The 12,814-nt window shown below is 43.7% G+C and carries 8 protein-coding genes; 5 read left to right on the top strand and 3 right to left on the bottom strand.

What is annotated here, in order from left to right:
* Positions 1-115 precede the first annotated feature (115 nt).
* The gene (locus HMO_RS16135; protein ID WP_010300921.1) at positions 116-889 is read right to left on the bottom strand and encodes a M15 family metallopeptidase; all 774 of its coding nucleotides are present in this window, start codon (positions 887-889) and stop codon (positions 116-118) included.
* A 319-nt stretch (positions 890-1,208) separates the two neighbouring features.
* Between HMO_RS16135 and ispH the strand changes: the two genes are divergently transcribed.
* The 4 genes from ispH to HMO_RS0107635 all read left to right on the top strand — a co-directional run bounded on the left by ispH (position 1,209) and on the right by HMO_RS0107635 (position 6,261).
* The gene (gene ispH, locus HMO_RS0107620) at positions 1,209-2,159 is read left to right on the top strand and encodes a 4-hydroxy-3-methylbut-2-enyl diphosphate reductase (RefSeq protein WP_010300925.1); all 951 of its coding nucleotides are present in this window, start codon (positions 1,209-1,211) and stop codon (positions 2,157-2,159) included.
* 88 nt (positions 2,160-2,247) lie between these two features.
* Positions 2,248-3,489 (top strand): NupC/NupG family nucleoside CNT transporter, encoded by a 1,242-nt coding sequence (locus HMO_RS0107625; protein WP_010300929.1) that lies wholly within the window; start codon positions 2,248-2,250, stop codon positions 3,487-3,489.
* Between the two features lie 172 nt (positions 3,490-3,661).
* On the top strand, positions 3,662-5,131 hold the full coding sequence (locus HMO_RS0107630) for a hypothetical protein (RefSeq protein ID WP_010300931.1): 1,470 nt from the start codon (positions 3,662-3,664) through the stop codon (positions 5,129-5,131).
* Positions 5,132-5,178: 47 nt separating this feature from the next.
* The gene (locus HMO_RS0107635) at positions 5,179-6,261 is read left to right on the top strand and encodes a sulfite exporter TauE/SafE family protein (protein WP_010300934.1); all 1,083 of its coding nucleotides are present in this window, start codon (positions 5,179-5,181) and stop codon (positions 6,259-6,261) included.
* 496 nt (positions 6,262-6,757) lie between these two features.
* Here HMO_RS0107635 and ftsH read toward each other — a convergent pair whose 3' ends face one another.
* Positions 6,758-8,632: an ATP-dependent zinc metalloprotease FtsH gene (gene ftsH, locus HMO_RS0107640; protein WP_033444639.1), complete on the bottom strand. Its 1,875-nt coding sequence runs from the start codon at positions 8,630-8,632 to the stop codon at positions 6,758-6,760.
* A 271-nt stretch (positions 8,633-8,903) separates the two neighbouring features.
* A complete protein-coding gene (tilS, locus tag HMO_RS15605) occupies positions 8,904-10,052 on the bottom strand; it encodes a tRNA lysidine(34) synthetase TilS (protein WP_052572011.1) in 1,149 nt (382 codons plus the stop codon).
* A 118-nt stretch (positions 10,053-10,170) separates the two neighbouring features.
* On the opposite strand from tilS, the gene HMO_RS0107655 reads away from it, so the two are divergent.
* On the top strand, positions 10,171-12,624 hold the full coding sequence (locus HMO_RS0107655) for a tetratricopeptide repeat protein (protein WP_139016854.1): 2,454 nt from the start codon (positions 10,171-10,173) through the stop codon (positions 12,622-12,624).
* The last annotated feature ends 190 nt before the right edge of the window (positions 12,625-12,814 follow it).

Raw genomic sequence — 12,814 nt, forward strand, 5'->3', positions numbered from 1 at the left:
GCGGTATGGTTGCTAGACTTGAGAATTCAACAGGTGGAAATTAAGGTAGTTTTTTGAATGAGAGCTCAGCCAGCCTTCCTCTTCTCCTTAGATTCCTTTCGGATTATGATTAACCTTATGCGATAAAATCGAAGTAAGTTTGGGAGTAGGGCTCATCCGTCAGAGTATAATGCCACCATTCCTCTTTGTAATCGTTAAAACCGTGCTGCTTCATTACAGTGCGCAAGAAATTACGTTTCTCCAGATATGGCTTCTCAACAAGCTGGCTATCGTGATGAGAGATTTCATGAAACAAATCGAAGGAGGACCCCATATCTTCGGTATTATCATCAAGAAAAGGGATCTTCTCGCCATTTAGCAACTGACGGTAAGAAACAGTAATTGGCTTTAACTGCTCGCCATCTTTAATGATGGTTAAGTCAAATGTGCTGCCGCGGCTATGACCCGACTTTTCTGCCACGTAACCCAGTTTAAATACATCCTTTTTATGAACTGTTGGATAATAAAGTTTTTTGGCTGCTTGGTCCGCTTCATCATGGCTCCATCTCATGAACTCATTAACTGCCCGCTGAGGACGGTAACCATCATAAACAACTAACTTATATCCTTGCTTATTAAGAGCTGCATGGGCTGCTTTTAGTTGCTCTGCTGCTTCTTGAGTGCAAATAATTCTGGGAGTAGTATAGCCCTCTACTGCTCTTCCTAGAAAGTTCTGGCTTTGATGGTAGCGGGGGCTTTCTATAATAGTAGGGTCAGCATCAGTTAAGAATACAAATCCCGGATGGAGTTCCGTTTCAGTTGAAAAGTCATATTGTTGTGCTTCGGCGCTGGCAAGAACAAATATAGAGCTTAATAAATATTTTTTTGTATTGCCAAATTTATGATGCATCGTAGTCTCCCCCCTGAAGTTTCTTTCTATTATTTGAATTCTAAACTTAAGCATTAGGATAAACAGTGGCCTTGTTTAGATTAAGGCTAACGACCTATAATGATAGTAAATTTTAATCTTGTTGGGACTGTTAAAATCATCCCTCGTTTCACCAACCAAATAAGCATCCCTCCTTAATATCACCTAGCGCTTTTCTTTGACCACCAATATCCTCTCGTCTTAAAATTCATGCGATACAGCTACTTTTAGTAAGAGTAGCAACTCTTTGTCATTTTATTCTTTTATTGCTTGGCACTAATTCTGTTTGCTATGATGCAGCATGACTCAAGGAAAAGATTTAACTGTTATTCTAGCAGCTCCGCGTGGCTTTTGCGCCGGTGTGCAGAGGGCAATTTCGATTGTCGAAACCACTTTAGAAAAATATGGGGCACCGGTCTATGTGCGCCATGAAATTGTCCATAATAAATTTGTGGTCGACTCGTTGCGGGCTAAAGGCGCCATTTTTGTCAAAGAATTGGATGAGGTTCCTTCAGGTGCTCATGTGGTTTTCTCTGCGCATGGGGTTCCCAAAGTGATCCCACAAGCGGCCATCGCTGCTAATCTTGACTTTTTGGATGCAACTTGTCCGCTTGTAAGTAAAGTTCATCGGGAGGTTGAGCAGCATCATGCTGCGGGCCGTACGGTACTGTTAGTAGGCCATCGCGGTCACCCGGAAGTAATTGGGACCATGGGGCAGGTGCCCGAAGGAAGTGTGATTTTAATCGAAACTGACGACGATGCCAGAACCGTAGTTATCGAGGATCCAGAAAATCTCGCTTATGCGACCCAGACCACCTTATCGGTGGATGAAGTAAAGGATATCTTAGCCATATTAAAAGCAAGGTTTCCGCACATTCAAGGGCCGCGCAAAGAAGATATTTGTTACGCTACTACCAACCGTCAAGCAGCCGTCAAAGCCATTGCAGCCCAAGCCGATGCTATCATTATCATCGGAGCTCCGAATTCATCGAATTCAAATCGTTTAGTCGAAGCAGCGTTAGCGGCCGGATGTCCTAAGGCTACTTTATGTCAACGCGCCACTGATATTGATTGGGCTTGGCTTGAAAGTGTTAATCGTTTAGGCGTCTCAGCCGGGGCATCGGCCCCTGAGGTGCTCGTGGAAGAATTGATTAACACTCTGCAACAGCGCTTTAATGTTACCTTACAAGAAGTGAAGGTTATTGACGAAGATGTTGTCTTCCATATCCCGGCTAAGCTGCGTAAGGCTTGAGGGTTTGGCACCACTTTCACTTTTTCATTTCATTTCACTTCATAATAAAGCTATGCTGTTGCCAATATAATTATTAGGATAACTATCAATGCAATCAGTAATTGGAATTGTCGTATTTTTAGGATTTGCGTGGGCGTTGAGCGAAAATCGTTCTAGGCCTGAAATTAAGCCTGTGTTATCGGCGCTGGCTTTACAATTCTTCTTAGCGATTATTTTGATGAAGTTTGATTTGATCCGCGAGGGCTTGGGAAGCTTGACAGGAATTGTTGAAGCTTTAAAAGCTGCCACTCAGCAAGGGACACAATTTGTGTTCGGCTATCTAGGCGGCGGAGAAAGCCCGTTCTTGTTAAACCCTGCTTCCCACCAGAATACCTTTATTTTTGCGCTACAAGCGTTACCGATGATTATGGTCGTCAGTGCTTTGTCCATGCTTTTATTTCATTGGCGCATTATGCCCCTTATCGTCACCGGCGCTTCCTGGTTTTTACAGCGAACTTTAAATATTGGCGGTGCTCTTGGTATTGCTGCGGGCGCCAAGGTTCTGTTAGGAAATATTGACGCTCCCCTTCTTATCCGTCCTTATTTGAAAAATTTCTCGCGTTCTGAAATGTTTGCTGTGATGACTTGCGGCATGGCCACCACGTCGGCCACAGTCATGGCCCTGTATTCTTTCATTCTCAAAGATACGGTTGCCAATCCTATTGCTCATATTATCATGTGTTCAATCATTTCCATTCCTGCGGCTTTGGCGATCTCCCGGTTAATGGTTCCGCAAGGATCCACCCAAACTGAAGGAGCTTTAGTCGTTCCACACAAATTTACAGGCTGGATGGATGCCGTTAGCAAAGGCACCTCGGATGGTCTTAATATTTTTCTCAATATTATTGCAATGCTGATTGTTGCCTTAGCACTTGTTTATCTGGCCAATGCCATTTTAGCCTTATTACCAAATATTGATGGCGGGCCCCTTTCGCTCCAGCGCTTGTTCGGTTACTTATTTGCGCCTGTAACATGGCTTATGGGTGTGCCTTGGCACGAATCTGGCGCTGCCGGGGCCTTGCTTGGCACCAAAACCGTGATTAACGAAGTGGTGGCCTTTAGTGATCTGGCGGCCCTTCCTCATAATACGCTTTCACCCCGTACGGCCTTAATTATGACTTACGCGTTATGTGGCTTTGCTAATTTCTCGGCTGTCGGCATTGTCATCGGCGGGTTAGGGGCCATGGTGCCAGAACGTCGAGAAATGATTGTTAGTCTGGGGATGAAATCAGTTATCTCCGGCACTCTTGCCACCTGCCTCTCTGCTACATTGGCGGGACTTCTGCTGTAGACTCGTTATAGAACTGGATAAGATAGATTTGCCTAAATATTTATTTATTAGGCAAATTTTTTATTTTCTTCATTGTTTTTGTAACTTTATATATTAATTCTTCACTTCTGTGTGCTTAAATTATAATTGAAGCAATATAATTGTAATTTAATTTCTAGCATAAGGGGGAGCAATGAAGAAAACACTAATCTTGAGTGTATTACAGTATGTACTGTCAACAATTTACCTTGAAGCTATGGAGATCCAGCGTGAAACCCTTTTCCCAGCTAACTCTGACCCATCTCCGGTTGAGCAACTGTTTACTTCTTTGAGGGCCCCTGAATTCTCTCGAGAAAGCATCCAGCCTTTTATGGTGGTAGAGGATGATCCTTCTCATATTAAAGCTACAAAATTCATTAAGCTTGGGCTCATGCACTATGACGCCTCTCATAAAGAGGGCGAGGATAGAGATAAAGAGGAATCCTGCAGAAAGGGGGATGTATGTTTTCGCCAAGGCCGGCACTATCTGCTGGCAGCTCAAAAGCAGTTACCCCCTGCCAGTTATTTTCTGTCTAAAATAGCGCATCTGCTGCCCGTTGCTGTGAGAGACACTGTCCCCATTGAGATAATTCTTGAAGCAGATATAATGCCCAATGATTCTTTACCTATCCTAGCCTATAAGCTAAGTCGATTGGGATCCATTATCTTAACGCTGACCCCTCAAAAATATGGTTGGACTGAGGAAATACGAGAGACCTTAGCCGGTCAATGCTTTCTTAATGCCGGAAAAGAGATGAGTGAATGGATGCGTCAGACTCATCTTACTCCAGAAAGGAAGGCCGCAGACTTTCTTGAGTCTGCCCTCCTGGCTCAGAGCTATTATAATCAGGCGATCCCTCATCTTAATACTAAAGCGGCCACTCTTATCAAGAAGTTAGTAGATAGTCTGCAAAGGAAAATTGAGTCAGCGCAAAAGTTTTACCTCTTTCAGAATATAAAAGCCGGTTTTACAGACAACCAGGAGCGTCGCAGTGAAATTAACAATTCATCTTATGGTGGTCCAGCTCCAGCATGGGAGGACGTTATGGATAACGTTATTAAAGAGCTAAAAACCAAAGCGCCATCTAAAGAAAAAGCAATCAAAGGTATGGTCGATGAAAAGCGTTTGGACCAAATCCGCAATTTTATTCCTGAATCAGCATTAGGGTTGCCGCCTTCATTTTTAATACAGATAGGTTTAGAAGCGCATGATTCTCCTTATAAGCGAGCATTTAAAATATTTAAATTAGCGATGAATATTCGTTATTACTATTCAGCTTCCGCTGACCGTGACCAAGCCATAGCTGACTGTTGTGAAAAGGCAGGCGATAATCTAGCGGAGGCGCTGGAGCTTCAGCAGGCGCATATTACCACATCCCTGGCTCCTGAACTTCTGATGGATACGGCAATGACAGCTGGCCAATTCTATCTGTGGGCCTTAAAAAATTCTGGCAATGAGTCTCATGACCTTGTCCATAAAGCAAATAACTTTTTTCAAAAAACTGCTGAGGCTGTTATCCATATTCCTGCTGAAAACTATGATTGGCGAGTGATTGGCGATAAAACCTTAAGAGAAGTAATTCTAGGCAATATGGATAAAATCTTGAAAATTTACGGGTACTAGAGTAAATTGTTGCTAGTCAAAACTCGGCAAAAGAATTAGAGTAAGTCATGCCAAATGACTTACTTTTACCGATTGCCGATATTGTCATTAATCCCTGGATTATAATTGCTGTTGGATTTATTGGCGGTGTCTTTACCGGCCTGCTGGGAGTCGGCGGCGGCATTTTTATTACGCCGACATTATTTATATTGGGCATTCCGCCGGTTATGGCTGTGGCCAGTCAGGTTAACTCGATGATTGGGGTTACCTTAGCGGGCTACCTTAGATATAAGCGGAATGATGATGTGGATTATTCTCTGGGCAAAGCCCTAATTGTCAGCGGTATTATAGGAATCGGGCTAGGGATCTATTTCTTAAACTGGCTTGGCAGCTCTGATCGCGTCCAGAAACTAATAACTAGTGGTTATGCAATTCTTATCGCTTGTATGGCCGTCTTGTTATTACGCCAAAGTATCAAAAACCTTAAGCAACAAAATTGCCAGGACGCTTCGCAATCAGGGTCTCCTTTATGGATCACCAAGCTTCCCTTTGTTTACCGCTTTTCTAAAACTGGTCTCAATATAAGTTTTATTGTATTAATTGCCACCGGGATAATTAATGGACTCCTTATAGCCATTTTTGGCGTAGGAAATGGCATATTTATGATGCCAGTTCTTATCTATTTATTAGGAAAGTCAAGCCCCGTTGGTTATGGTACCACCTTATTATCTTCTGCCATACTGAACATGGCCTCAACATTTGCACATGCCGTATATAATGATCTTATCGACCTGCTGCTTGTCGCTCTCTTATCCATTGGCGGTGCTTTAGGGGGGCGATTAGGCGTAAAATATAGTTATAAAATTTCCCGTGTTTATCTTGGCTTTGCCGGCGCGGCAGTTATGGTACTCATGCTCCTTCAAGTCAGTATAAAGATATGCTTCCCAGAAGTATTTACTTTCCCCCAGCACGCCGATATGAGCGCCCTTAGGACTGACTTCCATTTATGGATCAGGGAACTGGAGGATAAATCTCCGCTTCTGTATGCCTGTATAGGAATTGCCTTATCAGCAGCGTTAACTTACATCTTTCAATTTATTACCTCCATGTTGCAGCGTTTCAAGTCCTCCTTAAGTCACTGCGTGCAGTAATTCCATCTTCTCAAGTGAGTGGGGGACGGAAGAAAAGACTTGCGCAGGGCTACCTGTTTTTTCTTCACGTTGATAGTGAAGTCTCTACACGGAGCAAAGTAAATGTTTGAGACTCTTTAGAAGATACCGTTTTATAAGATTCTCCTAGCTTTATATAGATACCCATGAATCGCTTAGAAGCGCTATAAACTGTAAAATAGGGATCGCCTTATATAGGGGAGTTTAAAGTCGTTAACCTTTTCCCAATCCACCAACCCTGGGGAAAGTCCTGCCAGTCATCAGATATCTGTTTCCATTCAAGCCGCACAGAGCAACCCTTGCAAGGCGTTGGAAATAGAGGGGCTTTTTACTCTGCAAATGGGACCAGCATCGTATCAGTTGCAAATTTATCTTAGCTATATCTTCTCAGCCTGCTAGAAAATTTGAAGCTTCTGTTTGATAATAAAAAAGCGGAGAATATTTATATTCTCCGCTCATCTATAATCTAGGTTAAGCGTTAAGCGTCTAAGCCCACTTCCGGCACTTTGCTGCGCTTTTTAGGGAAAGGTTCTTGGGCTTCCCTATTAGGAGAGATGCCTTCTTCTAACAGACTTTTAATTTCATCACCACTCAGGGTTTCGCATTCTAGCAGTGTTATAGCAAGAAGTTCTAACTTGTCCTTTTTATGGCTCAAAATCTGTGTGGCAGCCTGATAACAGTTATCTAGGAGCGATTGTACTTCCTCATCAATAATCTGAGCTGTTCTCTCAGAAATTTGTTTACGCTGAGTTAATGCTTGCCCTACAAATATCTCTTGCTGTTGTTCACCATAAGCTTGAAATCCTAGCTTATTACTCATTCCCCATTCAGTTATCATTCGGCGAGCAAAGTCTGTGGCCATCTTAATGTCCGAGGAAGCTCCGGTAGTTATCCGATCTTCACCAAAAATCATTTCCTCGGCAATCCGTCCACCCATAGCAACTTTTATGTCGGCAATAAGCTTGGCCCGCGACATGGAGATTCGATCGCCTTCAGGTAAACGCATTACCATACCCAAGGCTCGTCCTCGAGGAATAATTGTTGCTTTGTGAATTGGATCTGAGTCTTTCTCATAAAAAGCTATGACCGCATGCCCTGCCTCATGATAGGCCGTCAGACGCTTTTCTTCATCGGTCATAGCCATTGTGCGGCGCTCAGCTCCCATCATGACCTTATCTTTTGCTTGCTCAAAATCAGACATATCGACTGATAGCTTCCCGCGTCGCGCTGCCATCAAAGCAGCTTCATTAACCAGGTTCATTAAGTCCGCTCCGGAGAACCCAGGCGTACCCCGCGCAATAACGCGCACATCCACATCGCTGGACAGAGGGGTCTTGCGCATATGAACTTTAAGAATTTTCTCTCGGCCGTTAATATCCGGATTGGGGACCACGACCTGGCGGTCAAAGCGACCGGGGCGCAACAACGCCGGATCCAAAACGTCTGGCCGGTTGGTAGCAGCTACAATAATAACGCCCTCGTTTTCCTCAAATCCATCCATTTCAACCAAAAGTTGGTTTAAGGTTTGCTCACGTTCATCATTGCCGCCGCCAAGGCCGGCGCCCCGATGGCGTCCCACGGCATCAATTTCATCAATAAAGACAATACAAGGGGCATTTTTTTTAGCTTGCTCAAACATGTCACGGACACGGCTAGCACCCACGCCCACAAACATTTCCACGAAATCGGAGCCGGAAATGCTGAAGAATGGTACATTAGCTTCACCAGCAATAGACCGCGCTAACAATGTTTTACCTGTCCCGGGAGGGCCGACCAAGAGAACACCGCGCGGGATACGGCCACCCAAGCGCTGAAATTTCTGGGGGTCTTTGAGAAAGTCAACAATTTCTTCTAACTCAGCTTTCGCTTCATCGATGCCAGCTACATCGTCAAAGGTGACACGGACAGACTTTTCGCCCATTAGACGCGCCCGAGATTTACCAAATCCCATAGCTCGATTGCCCCCTGACTGAATTTGGCGGAAGGAGAAGAAAGAAAAACCGATTAACAGCAAAATGGGGAGCCAAGATAAAAAGTAATGGATAAAAGGAATGTCTTCTTCAGGCTTGTCATACTTGACCTTGACATTTTTTTCCAACATCTTGTTAGCCACACTCGCATCATAGGGGGCAAATGTTGTAAAAATTTGATTGTCATTCAAAGTCCCAACAATATTATTTCCGCGAATAACAACTTCCTTAACCTTTCCTTCTTCGATGTTTTTCACCATTTCAGAATAGGCCATGGGCATAGCTGTAGGGCGATTCCCAGCACCAGGAATCATTTGGAAGACAGAAAAAAGTATGGTCGCGATCAACGCCCAAACAATTAAATTTCTTGAAGAATTATTCACAGTTTTACCTCCGCGGCGCTCCGATTGAATATGCAAACAAATAGATTATATTCCTGGTAGGATATAAGTGTATTTAAAATTACTATACACCAAAATAACAGGAAAGGGGGGTAATTTTTTCTCTGAGATCTATCTTTCCCTCCTTAAATTTACAAATTTTACCATAAGCTATTAAGACCGATTTGTAAGCCTTAGCAAGCCTAAAGTTTACCATGCATGGCTTAGATGCAACGTCTTTCTTTTTATCCTTTAAAGATACTTGAGGCGGTGATTATTCTAACAAAGGGTTAAGGAATTTTAGGACAAAATTTGAGGCGTTGGGCAGACCTCTGATCAAATAGGAGGCAAGGGGATGATTTTCTTGCTCACTTACAGGATTGTTATCTATCAATAGGAACTGATTGTGGCGTAGGCCGGGTTGGGGGAGAGGGGTAGCCTTATCAGCCGGCCGATTTTCGCGCGAAAAAATAATTTTTTCTTTTTTAGGGACGATATACCATCCCCCCACAGTCGTTCTTGTGCCGGTGAGGATCTTGGCCAGAGTATGGGTGGCCTTTTGACGAGGAAGTGGATAAGAGGTTTGCGCCATACAGTGGTGAATGCATCGCAATACCTCTATCTGGAGCTCTGGGGAGAGAGCATGAAAAGCTGGTCGCTGAATTTCTAAGTAGCCGAGCGGGTCGATTCTCAGATGATGTAAACAAAATTTAACTAATTCCTGGTGACGCTTATCTGTTGCCAGGCTCGCTTCTTGCCGTATCTTATTAACCTTTACTGCCGGAAAACTGCTCTGTTCTAAGACAGGGCGGTCCTGACGTAAGCGAACCCTGAGGTATTTCAGGTTCGCATTTGAAGGGTCAACGACATAATCGCCACCGACCTGGACTAAATAAGCATAAATCTCTGCTTTTGTGAAATTTAATAAGGGACGCAGCAGCCGGCCGAAGGGCCTATACCGGATTGGTAAGATCCCTCTTAACCCCGAGGAGCCAGAATTTTTTTGCAATCGACTCACAACTGTTTCCCATTGATCATCCGCATGATGCGCTGTGAGAAGGTGAATAATGCCGTGTTGCTGACACCACGCTTCAAGGAGGTGGTAGCGAGCTTGGCGGGCCCGCTCTTGAATCCGCGTCGTGGGTTTAGGATCTTGCCATTTCAGAATAACGCTTTCAATCCCTAGCTTTTGCAAACGCTGCTGCGTGATTTGAGCCTCCTCCGCTGACTCAGGCCTTAACCCATGATCAACAATCAAAGCCGTTAGCTTTTGATCCTGTCCTTGGAGTTGCCAGCACCTTAGTAGGTGGCATAGGACCATACTATCCGGCCCTCCTGACACAGCAACGGCAAGATGGCAGCCCGGAGCAAAAGGACCCAAACAGTTCATTGCGTTGGTAAAAGTAACTAAATCTAAAGACATTGAAGAAAGTAAACGATTCAGGAATAATTATTGTATTAATAGTATATCAGTTTGGCCTGCATTGATTAGATTTTTTTATTCTCTACTTGCTCTCAGTTTATCGATGCCTAGCACCCTTATGAGTGTTTGGGCGGAAAACCCTACCTCAGAGGAGGCAATAAGAGAATCCATTGAAAAACAAATTGCAGCCTTGAATGCTCCTCCGCCTCCTTCCAAAAATCAGAAAAAAGCTTTACCCGAAGAAGAAACTGCTGACCAACTGAAGGCCGCTTCCCCGCCAAAAGAGCAAGCAAAAGTGGAAGCCAATTTTTCTTTAGAGCATACCGATGGGATGTTGAAAGCAAAAATTGAGTTCATCAATGGCGTGCCTTTCTATGCAGTATTTAGTCATGACGGTGTCTGGCATATAGCTTTATCTTACCCAACAAATAATACCTTTTCCCCTTGGCAAGCTTCTGAATTTCCAGAATTGACATCTATTGATACCCTTTCTAATGAAAGCGGCTTTTGTTATCGTCTTCACCTGACCCCGGGCCTATATCCGAAGATCGCTTTTGATGACGACCAAAATACGTTAACTGTAACTTTCGATAAACAACCGGCGGAAGAGGGGGAAGCAGTTCACTTAGTCCAGCCCCGAAAGTTACAGGATGCTTTCCGGGTGAAGCTTAGAAACGCCCAAACGGATGTGGAGTTTTATGATCCTGACACCGGTGAAGTTCTATGGGTTATTTGTGCTGATGAGCACAATAAACCGATCCCAGCTTACCACTATCCTGAATTTGATCTTTTAGATTCCTATCAAGGATTAGCATTTCTGCTCCGCGATGAGACTTTGGACTATAGCTATATTCGCAAAGTTGCTGAGATCCGTAAAGACGGGGGACTGGCTAATTCTTTGGCAACGGCCAATACAGGAGAACCGCTTAAAAGTGCTATTTTTTCCACTTTTAAGGCCGACACTGCTCCTCAAGCGACTCAAAAACTCTTAAGAAACTTGGCGACCGACCACTCAAAAATTAAAGACGGATTGCATTTGCTATGGCTGTACAGCGGCCAAGGCTTGGGATTAGAAGCGGCCGATATGGCAGAGCAGTTGCTAAATCAAGCCTCTGATTTAAAGATTCTGCCTTTTTGGCGTAGCTTGAGTGGGCTTGCTGCCCTTTTACGGTTTCGTTATCCCAAGGCTCAGGAACAGCTAGAGTTTGTTCAAAATGAGCCGGATGCCGATTTCTGGAAAAGTATTGCTCTGGCAGCGCAGCAGGCGTATTCGCAAACGCCAAACCTGAAAAAGTTAACTGATTATAGTAGCTTGCTGTCAGGTCTGCCTTTAGTTCTCAAGGAACGATTGCGCAATGATATCCTTGAGGTGGGTGTCTTAACTCAAGATCCTTCGCTTCTCAAAACCTATGGAACAAACATGAGTGAACCGGTCTATGCTAAATATCGCCGCCTCTATGAAGTGGCAAAGGCTGTGTTAAACCTTGATCCGAGTAAGGACAGTTCAGCAGAAGTTTTAAAAGATCTTGCTAACATTAATCCTTCTTCTAAGACCTCTGTGCTCGCCATGCTTAACTATCTAAAGTTTATGCATAAAGCTGAAAAGATTAAGCCGGAAGAGGAATTAGCGCAGCTGGATCATCTGCGGTATCTGTGGCGCGGTGATCAGCTTGAATATACCTTAGATAAGTATCTCGCCCTGCGTTATATGGAAGAAAAACGCTACGCCGAAGTATTGCCTTTATTGCGCAAGACCCTTAAATACTTTACCAAACAAGCCCATCAAGATAAATTGCCAGACCAGATGCAGCAGGCGCTGATTAATTATTTTAATCAAGAGTCACCGCCGGTCTTAGAAATGTTGTCAATCTTTCAGGATTACATGAGTATCGCGCCGGATGATGCGCGCGGTGATGCCATCATGATTAAGGTCACGAATATCTTAGCAAATCTGGAATTGTATGAAGAAGCGATCAGTCTGCTCAAGGAATACTTAAATCAAAAAATCCAGCAGGGAAGTGATGTGCAAGAGCGTAAAAATAAAATCTATTACCGTATTGCTGTCGCGAGTATTTTAGCTAAGAAGCCGCAAGCCTGCCTCGACAATTTAGGGCAAATTAAAAATCCTGATTCAGAGCTTCAAGATGATCTTGATATCTTAAAAGCTGAATCCTATTTAATGCTAAAACAGAAAGATAAAGCCCTGGATGCCCTAGGCGAGACGCCAGCGCAACTCTTCCATAAGGCGAATATTTTTGTGGGTGACAAAAACTGGGCAGAGGCCATTAAAGTTTATGAGAAGATTTGTTCCAATATGCCGTCTGTCCCTGATCACCTCAAAGAGCAATCGATTATTAATCTGGCCCTGTGTTATCTCTTAACAGATGACCAAAAAGCGCTGACTGCTTTAAAGTCTCAATTTGGTTCCTTTATGGAGAAGCGCAAAGGGGCTCAAACTTTCGAGTTTCTAACATCCCCCAATGCTCAAGTCAGCTTGACGCACTTAGCCTCCCTCCAGCAAGTGACATCCTTTGCAGAGCGTTTAAAGAACGTATTTTCTGACGGAAAATAATTAGTTATTAAAGCTGGAGCTATCAATACTGACACGGCAGATATAGCCTACCGCACGACTTGTCATCTTATATGCACTTTTGTATAATATTGATGAAGTTAAAAGAGGTATAGAACCTGAATCCAAAAGGTCAAAGGATTACCTTATTAAATTGCGTGATTTTATTCTGTTTTATGAATATCGACCCACA

The organism is Candidatus Odyssella thessalonicensis L13 (assembly GCF_000190415.1).
In the GTDB taxonomy this organism is placed as follows: Bacteria; Pseudomonadota; Alphaproteobacteria; order Paracaedibacterales; family Paracaedibacteraceae; genus Paracaedibacter; species Paracaedibacter thessalonicensis.

Bases quoted from the DNA above. Each gene is read 5' to 3' on its own strand.
- HMO_RS16135 (WP_010300921.1), bottom strand. From the start codon at position 889: ATGCATCATAAATTTGGCAATACAAAAAAATATTTATTAAGCTCTATA.
- ispH (WP_010300925.1), top strand. From the start codon at position 1,209: ATGACTCAAGGAAAAGATTTAACTGTTATTCTAGCAGCTCCGCGTGGC.
- HMO_RS0107625 (WP_010300929.1), top strand. From the start codon at position 2,248: ATGCAATCAGTAATTGGAATTGTCGTATTTTTAGGATTTGCGTGGGCG.
- HMO_RS0107630 (WP_010300931.1), top strand. From the start codon at position 3,662: ATGAAGAAAACACTAATCTTGAGTGTATTACAGTATGTACTGTCAACA.
- HMO_RS0107635 (WP_010300934.1), top strand. From the start codon at position 5,179: ATGCCAAATGACTTACTTTTACCGATTGCCGATATTGTCATTAATCCC.
- tilS (WP_052572011.1), bottom strand. From the start codon at position 10,052: ATGTCTTTAGATTTAGTTACTTTTACCAACGCAATGAACTGTTTGGGT.
- HMO_RS0107655 (WP_139016854.1), top strand. From the start codon at position 10,171: ATGAGTGTTTGGGCGGAAAACCCTACCTCAGAGGAGGCAATAAGAGAA.